A 25,131-nucleotide genomic window follows, 5' to 3' on the forward strand; every position below is an offset into this window, starting at 1 on the left:
CCTTCGGATGCCATCGCAAGGCTATGGATGACGTCCGTGCGAGAGGAAAACGGTCGCATGCTCAGCCCTGCCGAGATTTCGCAAGCAGCCGAGAGCCTTCACCAGGCCGAAATCGATCGCAGCCAGGTCGGCCTGTTATCCCTCAAACATCCGGGGATGACGATAGACGACGCCTATGCGGTTCAATCCGCCTGGGTGCGGCGCAAGCGGGACCTCGGCCGACGGATCATCGGCTTCAAGATCGGGCTGACGTCAAAGGCCATGCAGCAGGCGCTTGATATCGACACGCCGGATTCCGGCGTGCTGTTCGACGACATGCTGTTCGAGGATGGTTCAACCATTCCCGCCGATCGCTTCATCCAGCCTCGCGTAGAGGCCGAAATCGCCTTCGTGATGAAGGCGCCGCTCAAAGGGCCGCGCGTCACTATCCTGAACGTGCTCAACGCCACCGACTTCGTGATCCCCGCGCTTGAGATCCTCGACACCCGCATCGTCAGACGCGATCCCGAGACACAGCAAGCCCGAGGGATCGCCGATACGATCGCCGACAATGCGGCCAATGCCGGGCTGATCCTTGGCGGACGACCGATGCGCCCCGACGCGGTTGATATGCGCTGGATGGGCGCCATCCTCTCGCGCAACGCCGAAGTGGAAGAAGCCGGATTGGGGGCGGGCGTTCTCAATCATCCCGCCCATGGCATCGCCTGGCTCGCCAACCGCTTGGCGCAGTATGGCGACGCGATCGAACCGGGCCAGATCGTGCTTTCCGGCTCGTTCGTGCGTGCGGTGGAGGCGCGCAGCGGCGACACCTTCGTTGCGGATTTCGGCAATCACGGCACGGTCAGCTGCCACTTCGCCCGAAGCGCCGCCTGACCCAGCGGCACCAATGTCTTAGGCACCCATCCTCGCGTCCTATTGCACCAGGATTGCGCGGAAATCATTGACATTCGTGCCGGTCGGCCCGGGCTTGAAGATATCACCGAGCGCGTCGAAGGCACTCCAGCTATCATTCCGCTGCAGGAGTGCTGAGGCGTCGAGCCGCTGTGCGGCGAGCCGGGCGATCGTCGTTCCGTCGGCAAAGGCGCCGGCATTGTCCTCGGAACCGTCGATGCCATCGGTATCGGCGGCAAGCGCCGCAACGCCAACGGCGCCATCAATGCCAAGGGCCAGCGACAGCAGGAACTCGCTGTTGCGTCCGCCCTTGCCTGCCCCGCGCATGGTAACGGTCGTCTCGCCGCCGGAAAGAACGACAACGGGCTTCGCGAAGGGGCGGCCGCGGCCTGCGACCTCACGGGCGATTGCCGCGTGAACACTGCCGACGTCACGCGCCTCGCCTTCAATCGCGTCGGAGAGAATGATTGCCTCGATGCCGGCCTCCCGCGCCTTGGCGGCAGCCGCCTCGAGCGAGACGGAAGCGGATGCGATCAGGCGTACTTCGTTGGCAGCGAAACGCGGGTCGGACGGCGACGGCGCATCGGCAGCCGGATCGGCGAGCCACGCCAGAACCTTTTCGGGCAATTGCAGGCCATAGCGCTCGATGATCTTCAGGGCGTCGGCACGAGTGCTTGCGTCGGGCAGGGTCGGACCGGAGGCGACCAGCGCCGGGTCATCGCCGGGAATATCAGATACGATGAGTGAAACGACCTTCGCCGGATAGGCCGCGGCCGCGAGCCGGCCACCCTTGATCAATGAGACGTGCTTGCGCACCGCATTCATGGCGCTGATCGGCGCGCCCGAGGCGAGCAGCGCCCGGTTGACGGCGACTTCATTGTCCAGCGAAAGGCCTGGAGGTGGTGACGGCAGCAGGGCCGATCCACCACCGCAGACAAGAGCAACGACCAGATCGTCTTCCGACAGGCCGCTGACCTCGGCGATCAGGCGCCGAGAGGCCTGCAGACCGCTTTCATCCGGCAGCGGATGCGATGCTTCCAGCACCTCGATACGCTGGCAAGGGGCTGCGTAGCCGTAGCGGGTGACGACGACGCCGGAAAGCGGACCATCCCAATGTCGCTCGAAGGCCTGTGCCATCTGCGCCGCACCCTTGCCGGCGCCGACGACGACGGTCCGGCCCTTCGGCCGCTCCGGCAGGTTGGCGGCAATCACCAGTGCCGGGTCGGCAGCGGCAACCGCCGATGTGAACAGCGTTTCCAGAAACGTGCGCGGATCGGCAATGGCTGCCATGTCTCTCCCCTTCATCCAAGATCTCGGGCGGCGGCTCCTCCTTCCGCCGCCCGGAGGCACGATCGGCAGACGGAACGGGCCGCCGGTCGATCATGCGTATTTTCATGCTGTCGTAGCGGTGCTTCAGGCGACCTGATGGTTCGCCATGCGCTCAAGGGCACGCACCAGGCCGGAATGGTCAAGCCCGCTGTCACCATTGGCGGCGCAGTTGTTGAACAGCTCCTGCGTCGCTGCCGTGTTCGGTAGCGAAATGCCGAGGGATTTTGCGCCCTGCAGCGCCAGGTTCAGATCCTTCTGGTGCAGCGAGATGCGGAAGCCCGGATCGAAGGTGCGCTTGATCATGCGATCGCCATGCACTTCGAGAATACGCGAGGAGGCAAAACCACCCATCAACGCTTCGCGAACCCGTGCCGGATCGGCGCCGGCCTTCGACGCGAAGACGAGCGCCTCGGACACCGCCTCGATCGTCAGCGCAACGATGATCTGGTTGGCGACCTTGGTCACCTGGCCATCGCCACAATCGCCGACGAGGGTGATGTTCTTGCCCATCAGCTGGAACAACGGCAAGGCCCGGTCGAAGCTCTCCTGAGAGCCGCCGGCCATGATCGAAAGCGAAGCGTTCCTGGCACCGACTTCGCCGCCGGAGACTGGTGCGTCGACGTATTCCGCACCGGTTTCGCGGACCTTTTTGGCGAATTCCTTGGTCTCGATCGGCGAGATCGAGCTCATGTCGATGACCAACTTGCCCTTGGAAAGGCCGTAGGCGACGCCGTTCTCGCCGAAGAGAACGTCCTTCACTTCAGGCGTGTCCGGCAGCATCAGGATGATCGTGTCGACCGCCTCGGCAAGTGCCTTCGGCGTCTCGACAAACGTCAGGCCATTGTCGAGCAGTTCCTGCCGCGGCGGGATCGCAAATTTCGAAGTGATGATCGTATGCCCGGCATCCTGCAGATGGCGTGCCATCGGCGTACCCATGATGCCCAGTCCAATAAAGCCGATCGTTGCCATTGTGCTTAACTCCTGATCTTGATGATGTCTGCGGATTGCGTGCGCTTGCGCTCGGTGCCAAGCCAGCCAAGGCCCTCGACCGTGGTCGTGCGCGGCTTGTATTCGCAGCCGATCCAGCCGTCGTAGCCCGCCTCTTCGAGCGCATCGAAGACGTAGGGATAGTTGATCTCGCCCGTACCCGGTTCGTTGCGGCCCGGGTTATCGGCAAGCTGGACGTGGGCGATGCGGCCGGCAAAGCGCCTGTAGGTACCGATGAGTTCGCCTTGCGTGCGCTGCTGATGGTAGAGGTCGTACTGGATGAAGAGGTTGTCGCTGCCGACCTCGTCGATGATCGAAGCGGCCTGCTCGACCGTGTTGAGGTAGAAGCCGGGAATATCGAAGTGGTTGATCGGCTCGATCAGCAGGCGAATGCCCTGCTTGCCCAGTTCGCTCGCGGCCAGCTTGAGGTTGGCGACCAGCGTGGTGCGCAGCACGGCTTCCGAGACCCCGTCCGGCGCGATGCCGACCAGGCAGTTGACCTGCTTGCAATCAAGCGTGGTCGCATAGTCGATGGCGCTCGCCACGCCCTTGCGGAACTCGTCGATCCGGTCGGGCAGGATGGCGATGCCGCGCTCGCCGCCGGCCCAGTTGCCGGCCGGCAGGTTGTGCAGCACTTGTTTCAGACCGTAACGCTGCAACTCGGCGCGCAGGCTGACCTTCTCGAACTCGTAGGGGAAGAGATACTCGACGCCTTCGAAGCCGGCTTTTGCAGCAAGGGCAAAGCGATCGAGGAACGGCGCCTCGGTAAACAGCATTGTCAGGTTCGCAGCGAACTTCGCCATGCGATTTTTCCTCCTTGTGATAGTTTTCAATCGAGAAGCGCTTCGATCGCGGTCGGTGCATCTTCGCCACGCGCCGCCAGTTCCTCGAACTCGACGACGGAGTTGATGTCCGCACCCATGGCGATGTTGGTGACGCGCTCGAGGATGAACTCGATGACGACGGGAACCTGGTGCTCATCCATCAGGGCGCGGGCGCGGTCGAACGCTTCCTGGAACTCGTTGGGGCTGCGCACCCGGATCGCCTTGCAGCCGAGACCCTCGGCAACGGCGACATGGTCGACGCCATAGCCCTTCTCCGCGTCTTCAGACGCATTGATGTTGTCGAAGGCGAGGCTGACTTCGAAGTCCATGTTAAAGCCGCGCTGCGCCTGGCGGATGAGGCCGAGGTAGGAATTGTTCACGACAACATGCAGGTAGGGCAGCTTGTGCTGGGCGCCGACCGCCAGTTCCTCGATCATGAACTGGAAATCATAGTCGCCGGAAAGTGCGACGATCGGCCTATCGGGATCGGCGGCACGCACGCCAAGGGCAGCCGGCAGGGTCCAGCCGAGCGGACCGGCCTGGCCGCAATTGATCCAGTTGCGCGGCTTGTAGACGTGCAGGAACTGCGCGCCGGCGATCTGGCTGAGGCCGATGGTCGACACATAGCAGGTGTCGCGGCCGAAGGCCTTGTTCATCTCTTCATAGACGCGCTGCGGCTTTAGCGGCGTCTGGTCGAAATGGGTCTTGCGCAGCATGGTCCGCTTGCGCTCGCGGCATTCTTGCGCCCAGCCCGACCAGTCGCGCAGCTTGCCGGCGGTCTTCCATTCCGTCGCAACGTCAAGGAAGAGCTTCAGCGCTGCCCCCGCGTCTGAGACGACGCCGAAATCCGGCGCGAAGACGCGTCCGATCTGCGTCGGTTCGATATCGACGTGAACGAACTTTCGACCCTCGGTATAGGTCGGTATGTTGCCGGTGTGGCGGTTTGCCCAACGGTTGCCGACGCCGAGCACGAAGTCGGAGGCGAGCATGCTGGCATTGCCGTAGCGATGCGACGTCTGCAGGCCGCACATGCCGGCCATCAGCGGATGATCGTCCGGGATCGTACCCCAGCCCATCAGTGTCGGAATGACAGGAACGCCGGTGATCTCGGCAAATTCGGTCAAGAGATCCGAGGCGTCGGCATTGATGATGCCGCCACCGGCGACGATCAACGGCCGCTCGGCCTCGTTCAGCATCGCAATGACCTTCTCGGCCTGCGCGCGCGTCGCCTTCGGCTTGTAGGGCTCGAGCGGCTCATACGTCTCGGGATCGAATTCGATCTCGGCCAGCTGGACGTCGACCGGCAGGTCGATCAGCACCGGCCCCGGTCGTCCGGAGCGCATCAGGTGAAAAGCCTTCTGGAAGACGAATGGCACCAGCGCCGGCTCCATGACGGTGACAGCCCACTTGGTGACAGGTGCTGCGATCTTGGAGATATCGACGGCCTGGAAATCCTCCTTGTCCAGGCGGGCGCGCGGCGCCTGCCCGGTGATGCAGAGGATCGGGATCGAGTCGGCGGAAGCCGAGTAAAGGCCGGTGATCATGTCGGTGCCGGCCGGGCCTGACGTGCCGATGCAAACGCCGATGTTGCCGTGCTTGGCGCGGGTGTAGCCTTCCGCCATATGCGAGGCGCCCTCTACGTGGCGGGCAAGGATGTGGCGAACCGAGCCGCGCGCCCTCAGAGCGGAATAAAACGGATTGATTGCCGCACCGGGCACGCCGAAAGCACAATCGATGCCCTCTTTCTCAAGAACGTAAACAGCCGCATCAACGGCACGCATCTTAGCCATGGGAACTCCTCCTATTTGATGAGACGATACCCCATTGTCATCAATGTTCAACATTTAAATGGAATTCATTTCCACCAGATGGAAATAAACATCTTCAAGAATTTCGAAACAATCAATCCTGGTCCTGCTAGAGGATGATAGGAATGACTCGGCTGCTGGAGGATGGATCATGGATGCGACAGGCAAGGGAAAACGCGGCCGAAAGGCGGGCGAAAACGCAGCGCCCGGCTCCGTGCAGGTGCTCGACCGTAGCCTGACGCTGCTGGCGGTCGTTGCCGAAAGCGACGGCTCGACATTGACGAACTTGTCCGATGTCACAGGCATGGCGCCATCGACCGTGCACCGGCTGCTGACGTCTCTGGCCAACCACGGCATGGTGATGAACGACCCCGACACCGGCGCCTGGACGATCGGCCTCAAGGCATTCGAGATCGGCAACGCCTATCTGCGCTTCCGCAAGCTCGGCACCATCAGCCGTCCGTTTCTGAAACAGCTGATGGAAGAAAGCGGTGAGACTGCCAATATCGGCATCGAAGAAGGCGGCGATGTCGTCTTCATCTCGCAGGTGGAAAGCCATGCCCCGATGCGGGCCTTCTTCCGCCCCGGCCGGCGCGGGCCGATCCATGCCTCCGGAATCGGCAAGGCGATCCTGTCGACCTGGGCCGACAAGGATGTCGCGCATCTGCTGGCTGGACGCGACCTGGCGCATTTCACCGACAAGACACGCGACAACCTGTCGGCGCTGCTGCAGGACATCCAGAAGATCCGCCAGCGCGGCTGGTCGATCGACGACGAGGAACACACGCTCGGCATGCGCTGCGTGGCAGCGCCGATCTTCAACGAATATGGGGAAACGATCGCCGGGATCTCGATCTCAGGACCATCCGTGCGCGTCAATGACGACAAGCTCTTGGTGCTGGGACCGGTCGTGCGCGAGCGCGCCGATGCCTTGACCCGGGCCATGGGCGGCAAGCGCCCCGAAGATCTCTGATAAGGAGATCTTTGACAAGAAAGCCTCCCCTTGTGGGGGAGGCTTGCGTACGGCGTTGATTGGAACGTTCAGCGTCGAACGTTGGGAGACCACGCTTCCGCGATGGTTCAGACCGTCTCGAATTTCCGGCCGCCTGTGGCTTCTGTCTCGGCTGCCTGGTTGCTGGCAAGATGTTTCATCGGCTTGCCGGCAACATAGGTTTCGGCCACCGATCGGTCGTCGCCCATCGTCTGCAGGATGAAGAGTTCCTCGGCGAGCGTCTTGGCCACGCGCATTCTCAGCTCCATCGACGGCTTGGCGCGACTGTCGAGCACGACGATATCGGCGTCGGCGCCGATATGCAGCGAGCCGATGCGGTCGTCGAGATCGAGCGCCCGCGCGTTGCCGAGCGTCATCATGTAGAACGAGTTGAACGGCGAAAGCCGCTGACCCTGCAGATGAAGAACCTTGTAGGCCTCATCCATGGTTTCCAGCATCGAGAAGCTGGTGCCGGCGCCGACGTCCGTTGCCACCGACCAGCGCGCGCCGAGTTTGTCGAAACGGTCGCGGTCAAAGAGGCCCGAACCGAGGAACAGGTTCGAGGTCGGGCAGAAAGTGCCGACGGCGCCGGTCTCGGCGAGAACCGAGATCTCGCGATCGCTGAGGTAAATGCAGTGCCCGAGCAACGTCTTGCGGGTCAAAAGATCGTAGCGTGCATAGATGTCGGTATAGTCCTTCGCTTCCGGGTAGAGCGACGTCGCAAAGGCGATCTCGTCCTTGTTTTCGGACAGATGCGTCTGGACGTAGCATTCCGGATGTTCGGCGACGAGCGCCCGGCTCATCTCCATCTGTTCCGGCGTCGAGGTGATGGCGAAACGCGGGCTGATGGCGTAGTGGGCGCGGCCGCGGCCGTGCCACTTGCCGATCAGTTGCTTCGTCTCGTCATATCCGAGTTGAGGCGTGTCGCGCAGCGCATCGGGCGCATTGCGATCCATCATTACCTTGCCGCCGATCATCAGCATGCCGCGGCTTTCCGCAGCGCCGAAGTAGGCATCGACACTCTCCGGATGCACCGAACAATAGGCAACGGCCGTGGTGGTGCCGTTGGAAAGCAGTTCGTCCATGAACCGGCCGGCAATGAATTGAGCATGCTCCGGCTGGCGGAACTTTTGTTCCTCGACGAAAATGTAGGTGTTCAGCCATTCGAGCAATTGCGCACCATAGGACGCGATAGCCTGCGTCTGCGGGAAATGCAGATGCGTGTCGATCAGGCCCGGCAACACCAGGTTCGGTCGATGATCGGCAACCTTGACTGCTGGCCCGGCCCTGCGGGCAACGTCCGAATGCTCGCCGATATCGGCAATCTTGCCGTTGCGAACCAGCACGGCGCCATCTTCGAAGTAGCGATAGGAGGCGTGGTCGTCGATGCCTTTGGGCGCCTCGACAAACGTCAGCACGCGGCCGCGGATCAGCAAATCGGTCATTGAACCTTCTCTCCCTTTACGACCGTCTCATACCAGGCGACGAGGAGCTTGCGCTCCTCGTCCGATATGCCGGTGACATTGGCCGGCGGCATCGCGTGCGAACGGCCGGCCTGCAGATAGATTTCGCGTGCGTGGGCGGCGATCTCGCCGTCGGTCTCCAGCGTCACGCCCTTCGGCGGCACGACCAGCCCTTCCCAGCCGGGCTCCTTGGCGTGGCACATGGAACAGCGGCCAAGCACGGTGTCGCGAACCTTCGGAAAGGCCTCGGCGGTAACGAACGGCTGCTGCGCCGCCGAAACCTTCGCCTCCTCGTCGCCGCTCAGGATCTTCGGCACGGTCGACAGCCACATGATGACAATGAAGAGCAGCGCGGTCGCAAGCCACGTCCAGGTCGGATTGCCCTTGTCGGCGTGACGGGTGTTGAAATAGTGGCGGATGGTGACGCCCATCAGGAACACCAGCGAGGCGATGATCCAGTTGTACTGGGTGCCGAAGGCCAGCGGATAATGGTTCGACAGCATCAGGAACAGCACAGGCAGCGTCAGGTAGTTGTTGTGCGTGGAACGCTGCTTGGCGATGACGCCGTATTTGGCGTCCGGCGTGCGGCCGGCGATCAGGTCGGCAACGACGATCTTCTGGTTCGGGATGATGATGAAGAAGACGTTCGCCGACATGATCGTCGCGGTGAAGGCGCCCAGATGCAGGAAGGCGGCGCGGCCGGTGAAAAGCTGCGTATAGCCCCAGGCCATGCCGACGAGGATGAAATACAGGAGCACCATCAGCTTGGTGTTGTCGCGGCCGGCCGGCGACTTGCAGATCGCATCATAGGCAAGCCAGCCGAAGCCGATCGATGCCAGCGAAATGGCGATCGCCGTCGTCTTCGATACGTCGAGCACATTGGGGTCGATCAGGTAAAGGTCAGCGCCGGCGTAATAGACCATGCACAGCATGCCGAAACCGGAAAGCCAGGTGACGTAGGATTCCCATTTGAACCAGATCAGGTGCTCCGGCATGTTTGATGGAGCCACCAGATACTTCTGGATATGATAGAAGCCGCCGCCGTGGACCTGCCATTCCTCGCCGTAGGCTCCAACAGGCAGATCGGGTCTTTTCTTCAGGCCAAGATCGAGCGCGACGAAATAAAACGACGAACCGATCCATGCGATACCGGTGATGACGTGTAGCCATCTCATGGCAAAGGTGAGCCAATCCCAGGCTATGGCATACTCGTACATGCAATTCTCCCATTTCTCCGTGGCGCATTATGTGTCATTGCTGGAGGCCGCGGGAACGTCGCTGGTTCACCAACACTTTCAAAAAAATCTATAAAATCGCGACGGAATGGATGCGTTAGATAGCGCCCGGAGGAGAGATCGGGAGGCATGTCATATCTGGACAATGTTCGCGTCTTCGTACGCGTCGTAGAGCTTGGAACCCTGTCGGCAGCTGGTCGCGACCAGCGCGTAACGCCGGCGGTTGCCAGTAATAGAATCAAAGAGTTGGAGCGCCACATGGGCGTTCGGCTGTTCAATCGGACGACGCGCAAGCTGACCCCGACGGAGCACGGCCGTGTGTTCTACGACGGTGCCGTCAAGATTCTCGAAGCTGTCAATGAGGCGGAGAACGCCATCGCGGATCTGTCGCACAATCCGAAGGGTGCGCTGAAGATTACCGCTCCGTTGGGGATAGGTCGGCGGCTGATCGCCTCGGGCATTCCGGAGTTTCACGACAAATATCCGGATATCGAGGTGCGGCTCAGGCTCTCCGACCACAATGTCGATATCCTGTCGGAAGGCGTCGATGTCGCCTTCAAGCTCGGCATCCTCGAAGATTCGAACCTGCGCATGCGTGGCATCATGAACTGCGAGCGCGTCGTCTGCGGCGCACCGGCCTATTTCGAGAAGCGCGGCGTGCCGCAAACACCCGACGAGCTTATCGCCGACAAACATGACTGTCTGCTGCTGCGCTATCCCGGTTCCAAGGAGTACTTCTGGACATTGCAGACGCCTGAGGGTGTCAGGAAGCTCGAAGTGACCGGGCCTTACGATTCGGATGATGGCGATGTGTTGACCCAATGGGCGCTCGATGGTCGCGGCATCATCAACAAGCCTCTCTTCGAGGTGAAGAGCTACATCAACACCGGCGAGCTGGTGCCAATCCTTGCCTCGACACCGCCGCTCGGCGTGCAACTGGCGGCGATCTATCCGCACAAGCGCTTCCAGGACCCGAAGGTTCGGCTGATGATCGACTATATGGCGGAGCGCTGTCAGCGGCTGATCGGCAAGATGCTCGCCTAACAGCCCCGCCTAAAACAGCGCTCTGCTTGATCGGTTAAGGCACGAGCACGATCTTACCGGTCGTGCTTCGTGTTTCCATGGCACGGTGCGCCTCTGCCGCCTGTTCCAGCGGAAACCGACCACCCAGATGGACCTTGAGCCGCCCGTCCTCCACGCGACGGAACAGATCGCCGAGATCGGTTTTCAGGGCGGACGGCGTGAGCAACGGCAATAGAGCGAACCCACGCAGGGATTGATTGCCCGAAAGCATTTGTTCGACGTCAGCGGCTTCGAGTTCGAAGCGCCCCATCGCGCCGAAGACGAGCTCACCGCCTTGCGCCAGAACACCAAGCGCGGATTTGGTGAAGGATCCGCCGACCATGTCGTAGATCGTCTCGACTGACCCACCTGCCTGATGCTGTCCAAGCTCCGACCGCCAATCCGCTGCTTTGTAGTCGATTGCAAGGTCCGCGCCGAGCGAGCGTGTGAACGCGACCTTCTCGCTGCCGCCCGCAAGCGCGATTACCGCTTTTGCACCAGCCTCTCTTGCAAGCTGAATGAGCAGCGAGCCGACACCGCCGGCCGCAGCAGTCACCAGCACGGTCTTTCCCTGCGGATTGCTTTGCCGAACGAGATGAAGCGCCGTCAGCCCCTGGATCATCAGCGCTGTCGCCACTTCGAACGAAACGTCGCCGGGGATCGGCACGAGTGCGTCAGCGTCGATCGCGACATATTCGGCGCACCCGCCCGCCCCGCGGCCGGAGGCGAACATCGGCACGGCGACACGCGTGCCGACCGCCGGCGTTTTCACGCCTTCGCCCTGCGCCTCGACAATGCCCGCGATCTCGACACCCGGCACCATCGGCAAACCAGGTGTCACCGCGTATCGGTCCTGCCGCATCAGAACTTCGAAGAAATTGAGCCCGATCGCCCCGACCCGCACCAGCACTTCGCCGTGCGCGGGCACCGGCTTCGGCATATCGATCAGCTCAAGGACTTCAGGGCTCCCGAAGGAGCGGTACCGGATTGCTTTCATGGATCTCAACCTCATTTGACTGGCTTTGATCCATAATTAGCCTTAGACTCCCGTTTGGCTCTACACACCCTTTTGTTCCATACTGACCGATTGGTAACCATGGCCGATATCATCAAGAGACTGCCATCACTGCCATCCGAGCGTGCGCTCAAGGTGATCTCCGGGCGATGGAAGGCAGTGATCCTCTATCACCTGTTCGACGGTCCGAGGCGCCTCTCTGAGTTGCGACGGCTCGTACCGGCCGTCAGCCAGAAAGTCCTGATCCAGCAGCTTCGCGAGATGGAAGAACACGGCCTCGTTCATCGCGAGATCTTTCGCGAAGTGCCGCCAAGGGTGGAATATTCGGCAACGGCACTGGGCCAGAGCCTCGAGCCGGTCCTGCTTGCCCTGTGCGAATGGGGTCAGCGTCACGCCGAAGAACTGGGTGAATTCGACCAAGTCGGCGATTGCATCATCCGGCCGCGCCAAAGCGCCTGAGCGTCAGGCGCCGACGCGCTTGCCTGGCTTGACCGAGGAGACAGCCGGCGCCTCCCAATGATGATTGAGCGCGGCGGTCATGATCTCGGCTGCGGCCAGGGCCGCTATCACCGCCGGCCTCTTGTCTTTCACGGCCGTGCCGCCGATCGGGCAGATAAGACGATCGAAAAGATCGGGCCGGCCGATTTCCCGCGACAGCCAGTTCTTGAAGGTCGAACGCTTGGTCTTCGAGCCGATCATGCCGACATAGGAAGCGTCGTCACGCCTGAGCGCCTCGGCTGCAATCAGGAAGTCGAGCGCGTGGTCATGGGTGAGGATCACGAAGGCGCTGCCGCGCGGCGCATCGCGGACCACCGCCTCGGGCATCGCGGTCAGGCAGGTCTCGATACCGTGGATATCGGCGGCCGAAAGCTCGTCCTCGCGGGTGTCGACGAGAATGGTGCGCACCGGCACAAGCGATAGCGCCATCGCCAGCGCATCACCGACATGCCCGGCGCCGAAGACGTAGACATGGGGGCGGCTGGCAATCTCCAGATCGCTGCGTTCAATCAACATGGCGGCTTTCTCCCGATCGATGCGCGTGAAGGCGAGCGCGACGCGCCCGCCGCAACACTGACCGATCTCGGGGCCAAGCGGGACCGTCATCGTGTCGGCGCCATCGCCGCGCTTCATCGCGCGACGACCGTGGTCGATCGCCATATATTCGAGCTGGCCGCCGCCGATGGTGCCGAAGAGGCCGTCCGGCGCCACCAGCATCCAGGCGTCGGTGTCGCGCGGCGTCGAGCCTGCGGCACCCGTCACCTCGACCAGAACGCAGTCCGGTTCGCGACGCAGGAAGTCCCTGATATCCTCTCGGCTCGCAACCATCGCCATCAACCCTGTGCTACAGCCCCTTGCCTTGCGGCGGCTCGCAGCCGCTCGATCGCCATCAGCACCCGCTCCGGCGTCGCCGGTGCGTCGATGCGCGGGGGAATACGATACTCCGCAACGCTCGCCGCTGCCATCGACAACGCCTCCAGAACCGAAATGCCCAACATGAACGGCGGTTCCCCGACGGCCTTTGACCGCCGGATCGTTTCCTCCCGGTTGACCGACCATTCCGCCAGGCGAACGTTGAACACGCGCGGTCGATCGGAGGCAAGCGGGATCTTGTAGGTCGACGGCGCATGCGTGCGCAGCCGACCCTTGGCGTCCCACCACAGTTCCTCTGTCGTGAGCCAGCCCATGCCCTGAACAAACGCGCCTTCGACCTGACCCAGGTCCAGTGCCGGGTTCAGCGATCGGCCGACATCGTGAAGGATGTCGGTGCGATCGACCTGATATTCGCCGGTCAGCGTATCGACGCTGACTTCGGAGCAGGACGCGCCATAGGCATAATAGAAGAACGGACGGCCGCGGCCTTCCGAGCGGTTCCAGTGGATTTTCGGCGTCTTGTAGAAACCGGCGGCGGACAGCTGGATACGGGCGCCATAGGCAAGCTTGATGAACTCGCCAAAGGGCAAGCGTTCCGCGCCGATCCGCACTGTGTTCGGCTCGAAGGCGACATCGGCCTCGGCAACATTCCAGCGTTCGGCGGCAAAGCGCACCAGCCGCGCCTTGATCTGCTGCGCCGCATTGGCGGCCGCCATGCCGTTGAGATCCGAACCGGAGGACGCTGCTGTCGCCGACGTATTCGGCACCTTGCCCGTCGTCGTCGCCGTTACCTTGACGCGATCGAGATCAACCTGGAACTCGTCGGCCACCACCTGGGCAACCTTGGTGTAAAGCCCCTGCCCCATCTCGGTACCACCATGGTTGAGGTGGATCGACCCGTCGGTATAGACGTGCACCAGGGCGCCTGCCTGATTGTACTCGGTCTTGGTGAAGGAGATGCCGAACTTGACCGGGGTGAGCGCGATGCCGCGCTTGATGATGTGGTTTTCGCGGTTGAAGGCGATCACGGCCTCTCGACGCGCAGCGTAATCGGCCGACGTTTCGAGCTCCTCGATGATGCGCCCGATGATGTTGTCTTCGACCGTCTGGTGATAGGGCGTGAGATTGCGGCCCTCGCCGCCATAGAAGTTGAGCTTGCGGATCTCGAGCGGATCCTTGCCGACAGCATAGGCGACATCCTCGATCATGCGCTCGCCGCCGACCATGCCCTGCGGGCCGCCGAAGCCACGAAACGCAGTGTTCGAGACGGTGTTGGTCTTCAACGGCTTCGAACGAAGACGGACGTTCGGATAGAAGTAGCAGTTGTCGGCATGAAAGAGCGCGCGATCGGTCACGGGTCCAGAGAGATCGGCGGAAAAGCCGCAGCGCGCCACAAACACCGCATCGACCGCCTCGATCCGGCCCTCGTCATCGAAGCCGACCTTGTAGTCGACGTGGAAGTCGTGACGCTTGCCGGTTGCCGACATGTCGTCGTCGCGGTCAGGTCTGACCTTGACGGCGCAACGGTATTTCTTTGCGGCCAGGGCCGCCACGGCGGCGAAGATGTTGGCCTGCGTTTCCTTGCCGCCGAAGCCGCCACCCATGCGGCGCACATTGACAGTCACGGCGTTGGACGGCACGCCAAGCACGGTTGCCACCATGTGCTGGGTTTCGCTCGGATGCTGGGTCGACGAATAAACCAGGACCTCATCGTCCTCGCCGGGAATGGCAAAGGAAATCTGGCTTTCGAGATAGAAGTGGTCCTGACCGCCGATGCGCATCTCGCCTTCGACGATGTTCTTCGCCTTGGCAAAACCGGCTTCGATGTCGCCACGCTCCAGCTTCAGCGGATCGATGACCAGAGGATAGTTCGCGGCAGCAGCCTCAAGCACGTCGGTCACATGCGGCAGATCGCGGTATTCGACCTCGACCTTGACGGCTGCACGCCTCGCGGCTTCACGCGACGTGGCGATGACGGCGAACATCGGCTGGCCGTAGAACTCGACCTTGCCGGTTGCAAACACCGGATCGTCGTGCTTGTGGGCGGGGCTGATGTCGTTTTCACCCGGGATGTCGTCAGCTGTGAGGATACCGATGACGCCCTCGCTGGCGCTGACCGCGTCGAAATCGATCGACAGGATATCGGCATGGGCGCGCTGGGACAGACCGAGATAGCCGTGCAATGTGCCGGCCGGCTCCGGAATATCGTCGATATACTCGGCCGTTCCCGACACATGTTTGTGGCCGGACTCGTGCCGTTCGTTTTCGTGGACGCCACCGCGGATGCGGTCGATGGGCTGCATCACATTCATGGGTCTCACCTCCTAGACGGCTACGGCAATGTTGCGGTCGATCCGGATGTTTCCGGTCGCCTGCGTTTCAAGATAGAAGCGGCGCAACAGGTTCTTGGCCACCAGTTGGCGATACTCCGCCGAGGCGCGCCAGTCGGTAAGCGGCGTGAAGTCCTGATCGAAGGCGGAGATCGCCTGCTCGACCGTTGGCTCCTGCCAGGCCTTGCCCTTCAGCGCCGCCTCGACATGAACAGCCCGCTTCGGTGTTCCGGCCATGCCGCCAAAGGCGATCACCGCGTCAGCGACTTCACCGGCACCGTCGAATGTCAGGCGGAATGCGCCGCAGACGGCGGTGATGTCTTCATCCAGACGCTTGGTGATCTTGTAGACGGCAAAGCTGGTGTCAGCTTCGAGGAAAGGAATGTGAACCGCTTCGACGAATTCACCGGGCTCGCGATCCTGCTTGCCGTAGGCAATGAAGAAATCTTCGAGCGCCACGGTACGGCGGCGAGCGCCCTTGCGCAGCGTCACCGACGCGCCGAGCGCAATCAATGCCGGCGGCGTGTCGCCGATCGGCGATCCGTTGGCGATGTTGCCACCGACCGTACCCATGTTGCGGACCTGCTGTCCGCCGATCCGGTCCCAAAGCTCGCGCAATTGCGGGAAATGTTCGGTAATGACGGGATAGGCTTCGGCATAGCTGACACCAGCGCCAAGCGTCACACCCTTGTCGTCGACGGTGATGCGACGAAGTTCTTCCAGGTGCGTGAGATGCACGACCGGCGCGATATCGCGCATGAACTTGGTGACCCAGAGGCCGACGTCGGTCGAGCCGGCAACGATCGTCGCTTTCGGATTGGCTTCGAGCACATCGGCAAAATCATCGACGGAAGCCGGCAGCATGAACAGTTCCGCTCCCTCGCCGATCACCACGCGGCGGCCATCCTGAAGGGCTGCGAGTTCGCCGGCGATACGATCGCGTTCGGCAAACAATGGATCCTTCCCCAGATCGCCGATGGTCGAAATCGCCTCGGCCGCGCGAATGATCGCGGCATAGCCAGTACAGCGACACAGGTTGCCCTGCAGCGCCTTCTCGATTTCGGTGACCGACGGCTTGGCGTTTTCCATCCAAAGCCCGTAGAGCGACATCACGAAGCCAGGCGTGCAGAAGCCGCATTGCGACGCGTGCGTCTGGACCATCGCCTGCTGGACGGGATGGAGTGGACCACCCGGTGTTGCCAGCGAATCCACCGTCACCACGTGACAGCCGTCGAGCGAACCGACAAAGCGGATACAGGCATTGACGGATTCATACTTGAGCTGCCCGCCGAGCAGGCGGCCGACCAGCACCGTGCAGGCGCCGCAGTCTCCCTCGGCACAGCCTTCCTTGGTTCCGCGCAGGTTGCGATCGATGCGCAGGAAATCGAGCAATGTCTGCACCGCAGAAACGTCGGAAAGCTCGACAAGGCGGTGGTTCAGGAGAAAACGGATCGTGTTGCGTATCTGAATGGTCATTGCTGATCAGCTCCCGCGATAGGTCGAATAGCCGTAGGGCGACAAGAGCAGCGGCACATGATAGTGCGCCGCCTGATCGTCGATACCGAAACGGATCGGGATGACATCGAGAAACGGGTTGGCGCCGCGCGCAGCTTCGGACCCAAGATAGTCGCCGGCGTGGAAATGCAGCTCGTAGGTGCCGGCCTGCATCAGCGATCCGCTCAACAGCGGCTGATCGCAGCGTCCGTCATCATTCGTCCTGACCGAGCGCAGATGCGTCTGGCGCTCGCCCTCGATGCGATACAGCTCGATGCGCAGGTCCTTGGCCGGTTTGCCACTGGCCGTATCGAGTACATGGGTCGTCAGACGGCCGTCGTTTCCACCATGAGATTGCATGCGTCTTGCTCCTCCCGAAGTCATCTTTCCATTTCGCAGTATCCCGGTGAGCCAGTGCATTGAGAAGCGGGCGGATCATTCGAGACTTTCAAAATTTTTGGGGGGAATGACGGCGGAAAAATCCCGTTAGGAATCGAGGTGCAGAGACAAATGTCTGGAGGACTGCTTGCATGAGATACCCCCGCGATCTTCACGGCCATGGCCCGAACCCCACCATCGTCTGGCCCGACGAGGCGCGGATTGCCGTGCAATTCGTGATCAATTACGAGGAAGGCGGCGAGAACTGCGTGCTGCATGGCGACGCCGCATCAGAGGCTTTTCTCTCGGAAATCGTCGGTGCGCAGGCTTGGCCCGGACAGCGCCACTGGAATATGGAATCGATCTATGAATACGGCGCCCGCGCCGGCTTCTGGCGGCTTCATCGCATGTTCACGGAAAAGGGCGTGCCCGCGACAGTCTATGGCGTCGCAACAGCGCTGAAGCGTTCCCCGGCGCAGCTGGCCGCGATGCAAGACGCCGGCTGGGAGATCGCCTCGCACGGTCTGAAGTGGATCGAGCACAAGGAATTCAGCCCTGAGCGGGAGCGGACAGAGATCACAGAGGCGATCTGGCTGCACACGATCGTCACCGGCGAACCGCCGCGCGGCTGGTACACCGGTCGCTGTTCGGACAACACGCTCGATCTGGTGACCGAGACTGGCGGCTTCGACTACGTCTCGGACAGTTATGCCGACGATCTGCCCTACTGGCATGAACATGCGGGCCGCCACCAGCTGGTCATTCCCTACACGCTCGACACCAATGACATGCGCTTTGCAACGGCGCAGGGCTTCAACAGCGGTGACCAGTTCTTCAGCTATCTCAAAGACAGCTTCGACGTGCTCTATGCGGAAGGTGCGGCCGGCGCACCAAAGATGCTCAGCATCGGCCTGCACTGCCGCCTTGTCGGCAGGCCGGGTCGCGCCGCAGCGCTTGCGCGTTTCATCGACTACGTGAAGGGCCACGAAAAGGTCTGGTTAGCTCGTCGCGTCGATATCGCACGGCATTGGGCAAAGACCTATCCCTTCAAGGCCTGGGACGACCGTCCATCGCAGCTTTCCGAGGCTGATTTCGTCGCTCGCTTCGGTGGCGTTTTCGAACATTCCGATTGGATCGCCAGGCGCGCCTTTGCCAGCGAGCTATCGGCCGCCAACGACACGGCGATCGGGCTTGCTGCAGCGCTCACTGCAGTCTTCCGCGAGGCGAGGCCGGACGAGCGTCTTGCCGTGCTCAACGCCCACCCGGATCTCGCCGGCAAGCTGGCGCAGGCAAAGCGGCTGACCGAAAGCTCGACCAGCGAGCAGGCTTCCGCCGGCCTTAACGCCCTGACCGATGCTGAACGCACGCGTTTCACCGAACTCAACAGCGCCTATGTCGAAAAATTCGGCTTTCCCTTCATCATCGCGGTCAGAGGCCGCAGCAAGGAGGACATCCTGGCGGCCTTCGAAACCCGGATCGAGAACGATCGCGACAGCGAGCTCGAGACGGCCTGCCGGCAGGTGGAAAGGATTGCTCTTCTCCGCCTCAAAGACATGCTGCCGAGCTGAGTGCAGGCGATGACGATCGACAGCGTCGGCCTGCCTGACTTCGCGCGCAAGGCGATCAATCTCGCCTCCGCCGGCCTCGGGGCAAGGCCGGTGTTTGCCACCGACGAGTTCTTCGCCCCGCTCGAACGGCTGTTGCAGGATTGTCCCGCTGTCTTTCATCCCGGCGTCTACGACGAACACGGCAAATGGATGGATGGCTGGGAAACGCGGCGTCGACGCGGTCCCGGCCACGACCATGCGATCGTCGCGCTTGCCGCCACCGGCCGGATCGCCGGCTTCGACGTCGATACGACGCATTTTACCGGCAACTACCCCTCCGCCTGCGCAATCGACGCCTGTCTGGCGCCTGATGGGCCGGATGAAGCAACCGCTTGGACCGAGCTCTTGGGCATGAGCCCGCTTGGTCCAAGCGCCCATCACTACTTCGCAGCCCTTGCAGATGGGACCTGGAGCCATATCAGGCTGCGGATCTATCCCGACGGTGGCGTTGCCCGGTTGCGGGTCTATGGCACGCCCGCCCTCGACCGGGATCGGATCGGCGACGACGTGGTCGATCTCGCATCCTCGCTGCTCGGCGGCCGGATCGTCGTCTTCTCCAACGGCCACTACGGCCATCAACGACTGCTGGCACCCGGGCGGGGGATCAACATGGGCGACGGCTGGGAGACGCGACGGCGGCGCGAACCCGGCAACGACTGGATCATCGTCAGGCTGGCCGCACGCACGTCGATCGAACGCATCATCGTCGATACCGCCCATTTCAAGGGCAACTATCCCGACGCCTGTTCGGTGCAGGCGGCCGACCGCGGCGAGACGGACTGTACGGTCGATGCGGCGCTAACAGCATCTTCGCTCTATTGGCGGGACGTGCTCCCGCGCCAGAAACTGAGCGCCGACAGCATTCATGAGTACGGCCCTGACCTGATCGAAGAGGTCGGTTGCGCCACCCATGTTCGTCTCAACATCTACCCCGATGGCGGCGTCAGCCGGCTGCGTGTCTTCGGGCGCATTGCAAGGGCCGGCACCCCGTAAACGACCAACATAGGACGGAGGAGCGTCACATGAAGGAGATCGAGATAAAGCCGCTGACACGCGAGGCATTCGCGCCATTCGGCGACGTGATCGAGACTGAAAACGCCCACAGCTTTCCCATCAACGGTGGAAAATGCACCCGCTACCATGATCTCGCCAAGATCGAAACCGCCGGCGAAAAGGCCCGGCCGATGATCAGCCTCGTGCGCGGCGAGCCCTATCCGCTGCCGTTGAAGCTGACCATGGTCGAACGGCATCCGCTCGGCAGTCAGGCCTTCATTCCCCTGACCGACAATCCGTTCCTGGTTGTCGTTTCGGAGGAGACGGCTGAAGGTCCGAGCGAACCGATCGCCTTCCGGACCGCGCCCGGCCAGGGCGTCAATATCGCCCGCAATGTCTGGCACGGCATCCTGACGCCGTTGGAAGACGTCTCGGACTTTGCCGTGGTCGACCGCGGCGGCGAAGGCGTCAATCTCGAGGAGCATTTCTTCGAGCAACCATTCCTGCTGCGCTGACGGCGGGTTTGACACCAGAGGACGGACCCGCTCTACCGGAGTGGGTCCCGTCATCCTTTCGTTCACGAGCCCTAGTACCCACCGTCACGCCTGAATCTCGTCGGGGTGTAGCCGGTCAAACGGCGAAAATCGCGGGAGAAATGATAGGGATCGGGATAGCCGCAGTGCGCCGCGACTGCCGAAACCTTCGCCTCCGGCTCGACCAGCAGACGTTTTGCCTGGTTGATGCGCTCATGGCGCAGCCAGTCCATCGGCGTCGTACCGATGGTGTCCTTGAATCTCCGAAACAGTTGCGATGGGCTGAGATGCGCGAGGACCGCAAGCTCATCGATCGTCCAGGCTTTGGCAAGGTCTTTTCGGACTGCGGCAAGCACACTGGTTATGCGATCGCGTGAGGCAGAATCGTCGGGTGCGGCAGCACCCACCAATCGCGGCGCACTCAGGTTGGCGATCAGGCCGGCAATCGCCGCACTGACCAGCGCATCCGTTGCCGACGAGCGATCGTCGAGATAGCCGATGACGGCCTGGAACGCGACGCGGGCCGCCTCGCGATCCGACGGCTCGAACAACGGCGACTGCTGCACATTGAGGAAGGCATAGACCTCGTCCAACCCATGTCCCTCGACACCCATCCAGAGATATCGCCATTCACGGGCGTCGGGCGCGCAGCGATGTTCATAGGCCTGCGACGTGTCGAGCCAGACCGACAGGCCCTCCTCGGCGACGAACCGCTGCCCGCGCACTTCTATCAGCCCCTGCCCCGAGGTGGTGTGAACGAGCACGTGCTGATGGAAGCGCTTGCGTATCGGCGACTCCTCCGGCAACGCCACCCGCGCGCCGGCAACCAGCGCCTTGTAGGGGAACGCGCCTGCAAAACGTGCCGGTGTGTGAAAATAGATCTCTTCGCGCTCAGCCAACATGCGCGACACTCTGCATGGCGATGCGAGTTTTGTCCATTATCTCGCGAGATTGCTGCATTTCCCAGTACTGCCTGATGACGCTATCATGCAGTTTTTGCAGGGAGTGCGGCAAATGGCAGAGACCTTATCGACGGAGAGCCAGGTGGAGGTCGCGTTTACTCCCTTGTCCCCCGATTTCGCGCGCGATCCCTATCCGACCTACAAGGCGCTGCGCGACAAGGACGGTCTGCACTATTACGAGGACTTCGACATCTGGCTGGCCTCGCGCTTCGAGGATGTCTCGGCAATCGTCATGGACAAGCGTATGGTTCGCTCGCTCGAGGACATCGCGACATCAGAGGAAATCGCCAGGATCCAGCGCGCCGGCAACTGGCACGACATGCCGCACCACTCCCGCTTTGTGCAGTTTAGCCTGCTCGACAGCGATGGCGCCGTACACGACCGGCTGCGCAGACAGGTCTTCAAACTGTTCACGCCGGCGATGATTGCCAAGCTACGCGATCAGATCCAGGCCTATGTCGACAGGCTGATCGACAGCCTCGCCGATCGCGGCCAGATCGATTTCGTCGATGATCTCGCCGCCCACGTGCCCGGTCACATCATCGGCCGACTGCTCGGCGTTCCGGACGAAGACTGTCCCCAGTTGCGCATCTGGTCGGAGAACATCGTCCAGTTTTTCGACGTCGACCGGTCGGATGAACGCAAGCGCATCGCCGAGACCAACACCACCGAATTCTACGAATACCTGACGGTTCTGAAACACGAGCGCGAGCGAAACCCCAAGGACGACCTCATCTCGGTCCTGATCGAGGCCGAACGTGCCGGCGCGATGAATTCAGACGAGTTCATCTCGACCTGCATGCTGATCCTGATGGCCGGCCATGGATCGACCATCGACGTGCTTGGAAGCGGCATGCATGCGCTGCTGCGGTTTCCCGAACAGATGGCGCGGCTGCGAAAGGACCCTGCATTGATCCAGACGGCCGTGCAGGAGATGTTCCGCTACGAGTCACCGCTGCCGTTCTTCCATCGCCACTGCATCGAGGACGTGGAAATCGGCGGGCGGACTTTCGCGCGCGGCACGAAGTTCGGAGTGCTTTATGGCGCTGCCAACCGCGATCCCAAGCAGTTCGAAAACGCCAATGCGTTCGACATCGGTCGCACCCCCAACAGGCATCTGGCCTTTGGCGGTGGCGTGCATTTCTGTCTCGGCAACCATCTCGCCCGGCTCGACATGGACATCATCTTCAGCACCTTGTTGCGGCGCTTCCCGACGATCGAGCTTGTCGACGAAGAGCCCGAATACAAGCGAGGCCTTTCGGTGCGCGGCCCCAAGCGGCTGCAGATCGCCATCAAGCCGGCCTGAACGCCAACAGATGCGCCCTCCAGCGCGAAGCAATTCGAACGATTTCAGATTTGAGTGGAGACCATGCAATGCCCAGGATTGTCTTTGTGGATGCCGAGGGGAAATCGACCGAGGTTGAGGCCGAAATCGGCCAGTCGGTGATGTCGGCAGCCGTGCAGAACGGCATCGATGCCATCGCCGCCGAATGCGGCGGTTCCTGCGCTTGCGGCACTTGCCACTGCTATATCGACGGGACATGGGCCGGCCGGCTGCCATCGCCCGACTATCAGGAGCAGGATATGCTGGATTGCGTCGTCAATCCGGACGAAAGAAGCCGGCTCAGCTGTCAGATCACTGTTTCCGACGCGCTTGACGGCCTCGTGGTGCATCTGCCGGCCGGGCAATACTGATCGAGGAGCGCTCGCGCCACCAACCACCGCCAAACGCAAAAAGACCGGAGCCGCAGGAAACGCCTGCAGTCCGGCCAGCTTCGCGGGGGAAGTTATGTGAGGCCGGGGCGTTGTCTGCCCCGGCCTTTTTCCTATTCGGCGAAGAAGGCGAAGCGCACGATGAAGAGCGCTGCGACCAGCTGCGTTGCCGGATGGATGACGCTCCACTTGCCGGTGAACACTTTGAGCACGACATAGCTCACGAAGCCGAAGGCAAGGCCGTTGGCGATCGAGTAGGTGAAGGGCATGGCCAGTGCCGTGAGTGCGGCAGGCGCCGCTTCCGTCAGGTCGTCCCAGTCAACTTCCGTCAGTTCGCGCATCATCAGGCCGGCAACATAGAGCAGAGCCGGTGCCGTCGCATAGGACGGAACGGCCGCTGCCAGCGGCGAGAAGAACAGGGCGGCAAGGAAGAGCACGCTGACGGTCAGCGCCGTCAGGCCCGTGCGACCGCCTGCCTGGACGCCGGAGGCGCTTTCGACATAGGCGGTGGTGCTGCTGGTGCCGATCAGCGAGCCGGCAACGATGGCGGTGCTGTCGGCCAGAAGCGCCCGGCCGAGGCGGCTTGGCTTTCCTTCTTCCACCAGCTTGGCGCGCTTGGCCACACCGATCAGCGTACCCGTGGCATCGAAGACTTCGACGAGCACGAAGACGAGGATCACGTGGAGCAAGCCGCCATGGAGCGCGCCCATGATATCGAGCTGCATGAAGGTGGGCGCGATGCTCGGCGGCGCGGAAACAATGCCCTTGAACTCACTCACCCCCAGTAGCATCGACAGAATGGTGACGACGAGGATGCCGATCAGGATCGAGCCGCGGACCTTGAGCGAATCGAGCACTGCAATGACGAAGAAGCCAAGGATCGCCAGCAGCGGTCCGGTCTGCTTCAGGTCGCCGAGACCGACCAGCGTCGCCGGATTGTCGACGACGATGCCGGCATTCTTCAGCGCGATGATGCCGAGGAAAAGACCGATACCGGTCGCAATCGCGCTTCTGAGCGAATGCGGGATACCGGCGATCAACCAGCTTCTGACCCCTGTTACCGTCAGGATCAGGAAGATCATGCCCGAGATGAACACGGCACCCAGCGCCTGCTGCCAGGTAAAGCCGAGGGCTGCGACGACGGTAAACGCAAAGAAGGCGTTGAGGCCCATGCCTGGCGCCATGCCGATCGGCCAGTTGGCGACGAGCGCCATGACGGCCGAGCCGAGCGCCGCGGCAATACAGGTCGCGACGAAGACGGCATCCCTATCCATGCCCGTGGACGACAGAATGTCGGGGTTGACGAAGATGATGTAGGACATCGTCAGGAATGTCGTGACGCCGGCGATCACCTCAGTGCGCACGGACGTCCCATGCTCGTTTAACTTGAATAGTCGTTCAAACATATTTCCTCCCTTGGCGGCGTCGCGACGACGCAGCCGAACGACAGAGATCGGGCCACAGTCTCCTCCAGTACCCGACCAGTGCATTTCGATCATCCCCGAATTATCCGGTGCGATCGCATCACGGACCATTTCCGGTCCGTGCCGGGCGGGCGATCGTCCGCCCCCTTGAGACGACGCGAATGCCCTTGTGCACAGCCTTCGGATTGTGCGTCGTCCGGCGGCCGACTGCTAGCCGTCTATTCCAGGGTTCGACAAGGAAAGACTTTCAAATTTTTCGGAGCAGTTGCGGCCGATTGGCAGGCCGATTCCTGGCACTTTCGCCACCGGGTTCGGCGGCCGAAGCACGCCGAATAAATATAGTGGAATGGCCTCTTGACCTTCCAACGGTGGGAAACCTCATGTTTGTCTCACATCGAAAAGAAGGAGACAAGCGATGCAGAATTACAAGATCGACAACATGACCTGCGGACATTGCGCCGGCGTCGTGCAAAAGGCGATCCTGAGCGTTGATCCGCAGGCAACCGTCAAGATCGATCTCGGCGCGCGCGAAATCAGCGTCGACACCGCCGCCGCATCCGGCCCGATTGCCGACGCGCTGAAGACGGCAGGCTATGAGGGCCGCCAGCTCTAAATCAAGATCGCAACGGTGCCTCCAGTCACCGGTTGGCGCGCCTCGGCTCCCAAAGCCGGGGCGTTTGTCGTTTGACGCCGCCGCACGCCTTGACCCTACAACGGTGGG

General features: G+C 62.1%; 23 protein-coding genes. 10 read left to right on the forward strand and 13 right to left on the reverse strand.

What is annotated here, in order from left to right; all coding sequences use genetic code 11:
• The first annotated feature begins 57 nt into the window (after positions 1 to 57).
• Positions 58 to 873, forward strand: coding sequence for a 2-oxo-hept-4-ene-1,7-dioate hydratase (hpaH, locus tag ASD00_RS33585; protein WP_057211245.1), 816 nt, complete (start codon positions 58 to 60; stop codon positions 871 to 873).
• A gap of 39 nt (positions 874 to 912) precedes the next feature.
• Here hpaH and ASD00_RS33590 read toward each other — a convergent pair whose 3' ends face one another.
• From ASD00_RS33590 to gcl, 4 genes are all read right to left on the reverse strand, one after another.
• Positions 913 to 2,181 carry a glycerate kinase gene (locus ASD00_RS33590; RefSeq protein WP_057211247.1) on the reverse strand — a complete coding sequence of 423 codons (1,269 nt, stop codon included), beginning with the start codon at positions 2,179 to 2,181 and terminating at the stop codon, positions 913 to 915.
• Positions 2,182 to 2,304: 123 nt separating this feature from the next.
• Positions 2,305 to 3,189, reverse strand: a complete 885-nt coding sequence (gene glxR, locus ASD00_RS33595) for a 2-hydroxy-3-oxopropionate reductase (RefSeq protein WP_057211249.1) — start codon at positions 3,187 to 3,189, stop codon at positions 2,305 to 2,307.
• Positions 3,190 to 3,194: 5 nt separating this feature from the next.
• On the reverse strand, positions 3,195 to 4,010 hold the full coding sequence (gene hyi / locus ASD00_RS33600) for a hydroxypyruvate isomerase (RefSeq protein WP_057211251.1): 816 nt from the start codon (positions 4,008 to 4,010) through the stop codon (positions 3,195 to 3,197).
• 26 nt (positions 4,011 to 4,036) lie between these two features.
• Positions 4,037 to 5,821 (reverse strand): glyoxylate carboligase, encoded by a 1,785-nt coding sequence (gcl, locus tag ASD00_RS33605; RefSeq protein ID WP_025428602.1) that lies wholly within the window; start codon positions 5,819 to 5,821, stop codon positions 4,037 to 4,039.
• A gap of 169 nt (positions 5,822 to 5,990) precedes the next feature.
• Between gcl and ASD00_RS33610 the strand changes: the two genes are divergently transcribed.
• The gene (locus ASD00_RS33610) at positions 5,991 to 6,812 is read left to right on the forward strand and encodes an IclR family transcriptional regulator (protein ID WP_025428601.1); all 822 of its coding nucleotides are present in this window, start codon (positions 5,991 to 5,993) and stop codon (positions 6,810 to 6,812) included.
• Positions 6,813 to 6,919: 107 nt separating this feature from the next.
• Here ASD00_RS33610 and guaD read toward each other — a convergent pair whose 3' ends face one another.
• Both guaD and ASD00_RS33620 read right to left on the reverse strand, forming a co-directional pair.
• Positions 6,920 to 8,275: a guanine deaminase gene (guaD, locus tag ASD00_RS33615; RefSeq protein ID WP_057211253.1), complete on the reverse strand. Its 1,356-nt coding sequence runs from the start codon at positions 8,273 to 8,275 to the stop codon at positions 6,920 to 6,922.
• Positions 8,272 to 9,510, reverse strand: a complete 1,239-nt coding sequence (locus ASD00_RS33620; RefSeq protein ID WP_025428599.1) for a urate hydroxylase PuuD — start codon at positions 9,508 to 9,510, stop codon at positions 8,272 to 8,274. The genes guaD and ASD00_RS33620 overlap by 4 nt, the downstream gene beginning before the upstream one ends.
• A 147-nt stretch (positions 9,511 to 9,657) precedes the next feature.
• Here ASD00_RS33620 and ASD00_RS33625 point away from each other — a divergent pair, with 147 nt between their 5' ends.
• Positions 9,658 to 10,572 carry a LysR family transcriptional regulator gene (locus tag ASD00_RS33625; protein ID WP_025428598.1) on the forward strand — a complete coding sequence of 305 codons (915 nt, stop codon included), beginning with the start codon at positions 9,658 to 9,660 and terminating at the stop codon, positions 10,570 to 10,572.
• A 34-nt stretch (positions 10,573 to 10,606) separates the two neighbouring features.
• Here ASD00_RS33625 and ASD00_RS33630 read toward each other — a convergent pair whose 3' ends face one another.
• The gene (locus ASD00_RS33630; RefSeq protein ID WP_025428597.1) at positions 10,607 to 11,587 is read right to left on the reverse strand and encodes a zinc-binding dehydrogenase; all 981 of its coding nucleotides are present in this window, start codon (positions 11,585 to 11,587) and stop codon (positions 10,607 to 10,609) included.
• Positions 11,588 to 11,686: 99 nt separating this feature from the next.
• On the opposite strand from ASD00_RS33630, the gene ASD00_RS33635 reads away from it, so the two are divergent.
• Entirely contained in the window at positions 11,687 to 12,064 is a 378-nt protein-coding gene (locus ASD00_RS33635) for a helix-turn-helix domain-containing protein (protein ID WP_025428596.1), read from the forward strand.
• A 3-nt stretch (positions 12,065 to 12,067) separates the two neighbouring features.
• On the opposite strand, the gene xdhC is transcribed toward ASD00_RS33635, so the two are convergent.
• Genes xdhC through uraH form a run of 4 tightly spaced genes read right to left on the reverse strand, consistent with a single transcriptional unit; the run spans position 12,068 to position 17,160 of the window.
• Positions 12,068 to 12,937 (reverse strand): xanthine dehydrogenase accessory protein XdhC, encoded by an 870-nt coding sequence (gene xdhC / locus ASD00_RS33640; protein WP_025428595.1) that lies wholly within the window; start codon positions 12,935 to 12,937, stop codon positions 12,068 to 12,070.
• Positions 12,937 to 15,288, reverse strand: coding sequence for a xanthine dehydrogenase molybdopterin binding subunit (gene xdhB, locus ASD00_RS33645; protein WP_057211255.1), 2,352 nt, complete (start codon positions 15,286 to 15,288; stop codon positions 12,937 to 12,939). The genes xdhC and xdhB overlap by 1 nt, the downstream gene beginning before the upstream one ends.
• 12 nt (positions 15,289 to 15,300) lie before the next feature.
• Positions 15,301 to 16,782: a xanthine dehydrogenase small subunit gene (xdhA, locus tag ASD00_RS33650; RefSeq protein ID WP_057211257.1), complete on the reverse strand. Its 1,482-nt coding sequence runs from the start codon at positions 16,780 to 16,782 to the stop codon at positions 15,301 to 15,303.
• Positions 16,783 to 16,788: 6 nt separating this feature from the next.
• Positions 16,789 to 17,160: a hydroxyisourate hydrolase gene (gene uraH, locus ASD00_RS33655; RefSeq protein WP_025428592.1), complete on the reverse strand. Its 372-nt coding sequence runs from the start codon at positions 17,158 to 17,160 to the stop codon at positions 16,789 to 16,791.
• A 170-nt stretch (positions 17,161 to 17,330) separates the two neighbouring features.
• Here uraH and puuE point away from each other — a divergent pair, with 170 nt between their 5' ends.
• The 3 genes from puuE to ASD00_RS33670 are packed head-to-tail and all read left to right on the forward strand — an operon-like array spanning position 17,331 to position 20,293.
• On the forward strand, positions 17,331 to 18,746 hold the full coding sequence (gene puuE, locus ASD00_RS33660) for an allantoinase PuuE (RefSeq protein ID WP_057211259.1): 1,416 nt from the start codon (positions 17,331 to 17,333) through the stop codon (positions 18,744 to 18,746).
• Between the two features lie 9 nt (positions 18,747 to 18,755).
• Positions 18,756 to 19,778, forward strand: a complete 1,023-nt coding sequence (alc, locus tag ASD00_RS33665) for an allantoicase (RefSeq protein ID WP_057211261.1) — start codon at positions 18,756 to 18,758, stop codon at positions 19,776 to 19,778.
• A 29-nt stretch (positions 19,779 to 19,807) separates the two neighbouring features.
• A complete protein-coding gene (locus tag ASD00_RS33670) occupies positions 19,808 to 20,293 on the forward strand; it encodes an ureidoglycolate lyase (protein ID WP_057211263.1) in 486 nt (161 codons plus the stop codon).
• 71 nt (positions 20,294 to 20,364) lie between these two features.
• Here ASD00_RS33670 and ASD00_RS33675 read toward each other — a convergent pair whose 3' ends face one another.
• On the reverse strand, positions 20,365 to 21,213 hold the full coding sequence (locus ASD00_RS33675; RefSeq protein ID WP_057211266.1) for an AraC family transcriptional regulator: 849 nt from the start codon (positions 21,211 to 21,213) through the stop codon (positions 20,365 to 20,367).
• A gap of 112 nt (positions 21,214 to 21,325) precedes the next feature.
• Between ASD00_RS33675 and ASD00_RS33680 the strand changes: the two genes are divergently transcribed.
• A complete protein-coding gene (locus ASD00_RS33680; protein ID WP_057211383.1) occupies positions 21,326 to 22,579 on the forward strand; it encodes a cytochrome P450 in 1,254 nt (417 codons plus the stop codon).
• 68 nt (positions 22,580 to 22,647) lie between these two features.
• On the forward strand, positions 22,648 to 22,968 hold the full coding sequence (locus ASD00_RS33685; protein ID WP_025428586.1) for a 2Fe-2S iron-sulfur cluster-binding protein: 321 nt from the start codon (positions 22,648 to 22,650) through the stop codon (positions 22,966 to 22,968).
• Between the two features lie 131 nt (positions 22,969 to 23,099).
• Here ASD00_RS33685 and ASD00_RS33690 read toward each other — a convergent pair whose 3' ends face one another.
• Positions 23,100 to 24,392: an NCS2 family permease gene (locus ASD00_RS33690; RefSeq protein ID WP_025428585.1), complete on the reverse strand. Its 1,293-nt coding sequence runs from the start codon at positions 24,390 to 24,392 to the stop codon at positions 23,100 to 23,102.
• Between the two features lie 433 nt (positions 24,393 to 24,825).
• Between ASD00_RS33690 and ASD00_RS33695 the strand changes: the two genes are divergently transcribed.
• Entirely contained in the window at positions 24,826 to 25,023 is a 198-nt protein-coding gene (locus tag ASD00_RS33695) for a heavy-metal-associated domain-containing protein (RefSeq protein ID WP_057211267.1), read from the forward strand.
• Positions 25,024 to 25,131: the final 108 nt, after the last annotated feature.

The organism is Ensifer sp. Root31 (assembly GCF_001424825.1).
Classification (GTDB): domain Bacteria; phylum Pseudomonadota; class Alphaproteobacteria; order Rhizobiales; family Rhizobiaceae; genus Ensifer; species Ensifer canadensis.

What these genes read in the sequence shown, in the direction of transcription:
- hpaH (WP_057211245.1), top strand. Translation starts at nt 58, where the DNA reads ATGCTCAGCCCTGCCGAGATTTCGCAAGCAGCCGAGAGCCTTCACCAG.
- ASD00_RS33590 (WP_057211247.1), bottom strand. Translation starts at nt 2,181, where the DNA reads ATGGCAGCCATTGCCGATCCGCGCACGTTTCTGGAAACGCTGTTCACA.
- glxR (WP_057211249.1), bottom strand. Translation starts at nt 3,189, where the DNA reads ATGGCAACGATCGGCTTTATTGGACTGGGCATCATGGGTACGCCGATG.
- hyi (WP_057211251.1), bottom strand. Translation starts at nt 4,010, where the DNA reads ATGGCGAAGTTCGCTGCGAACCTGACAATGCTGTTTACCGAGGCGCCG.
- gcl (WP_025428602.1), bottom strand. Translation starts at nt 5,821, where the DNA reads ATGGCTAAGATGCGTGCCGTTGATGCGGCTGTTTACGTTCTTGAGAAA.
- ASD00_RS33610 (WP_025428601.1), top strand. Translation starts at nt 5,991, where the DNA reads ATGGATGCGACAGGCAAGGGAAAACGCGGCCGAAAGGCGGGCGAAAAC.
- guaD (WP_057211253.1), bottom strand. Translation starts at nt 8,275, where the DNA reads ATGACCGATTTGCTGATCCGCGGCCGCGTGCTGACGTTTGTCGAGGCG.
- ASD00_RS33620 (WP_025428599.1), bottom strand. Translation starts at nt 9,510, where the DNA reads ATGTACGAGTATGCCATAGCCTGGGATTGGCTCACCTTTGCCATGAGA.
- ASD00_RS33625 (WP_025428598.1), top strand. Translation starts at nt 9,658, where the DNA reads ATGTCATATCTGGACAATGTTCGCGTCTTCGTACGCGTCGTAGAGCTT.
- ASD00_RS33630 (WP_025428597.1), bottom strand. Translation starts at nt 11,587, where the DNA reads ATGAAAGCAATCCGGTACCGCTCCTTCGGGAGCCCTGAAGTCCTTGAG.
- ASD00_RS33635 (WP_025428596.1), top strand. Translation starts at nt 11,687, where the DNA reads ATGGCCGATATCATCAAGAGACTGCCATCACTGCCATCCGAGCGTGCG.
- xdhC (WP_025428595.1), bottom strand. Translation starts at nt 12,937, where the DNA reads ATGGCGATGGTTGCGAGCCGAGAGGATATCAGGGACTTCCTGCGTCGC.
- xdhB (WP_057211255.1), bottom strand. Translation starts at nt 15,288, where the DNA reads ATGAATGTGATGCAGCCCATCGACCGCATCCGCGGTGGCGTCCACGAA.
- xdhA (WP_057211257.1), bottom strand. Translation starts at nt 16,782, where the DNA reads ATGACCATTCAGATACGCAACACGATCCGTTTTCTCCTGAACCACCGC.
- uraH (WP_025428592.1), bottom strand. Translation starts at nt 17,160, where the DNA reads ATGCAATCTCATGGTGGAAACGACGGCCGTCTGACGACCCATGTACTC.
- puuE (WP_057211259.1), top strand. Translation starts at nt 17,331, where the DNA reads ATGAGATACCCCCGCGATCTTCACGGCCATGGCCCGAACCCCACCATC.
- alc (WP_057211261.1), top strand. Translation starts at nt 18,756, where the DNA reads ATGACGATCGACAGCGTCGGCCTGCCTGACTTCGCGCGCAAGGCGATC.
- ASD00_RS33670 (WP_057211263.1), top strand. Translation starts at nt 19,808, where the DNA reads ATGAAGGAGATCGAGATAAAGCCGCTGACACGCGAGGCATTCGCGCCA.
- ASD00_RS33675 (WP_057211266.1), bottom strand. Translation starts at nt 21,213, where the DNA reads ATGTTGGCTGAGCGCGAAGAGATCTATTTTCACACACCGGCACGTTTT.
- ASD00_RS33680 (WP_057211383.1), top strand. Translation starts at nt 21,326, where the DNA reads ATGGCAGAGACCTTATCGACGGAGAGCCAGGTGGAGGTCGCGTTTACT.
- ASD00_RS33685 (WP_025428586.1), top strand. Translation starts at nt 22,648, where the DNA reads ATGCCCAGGATTGTCTTTGTGGATGCCGAGGGGAAATCGACCGAGGTT.
- ASD00_RS33690 (WP_025428585.1), bottom strand. Translation starts at nt 24,392, where the DNA reads ATGTTTGAACGACTATTCAAGTTAAACGAGCATGGGACGTCCGTGCGC.
- ASD00_RS33695 (WP_057211267.1), top strand. Translation starts at nt 24,826, where the DNA reads ATGCAGAATTACAAGATCGACAACATGACCTGCGGACATTGCGCCGGC.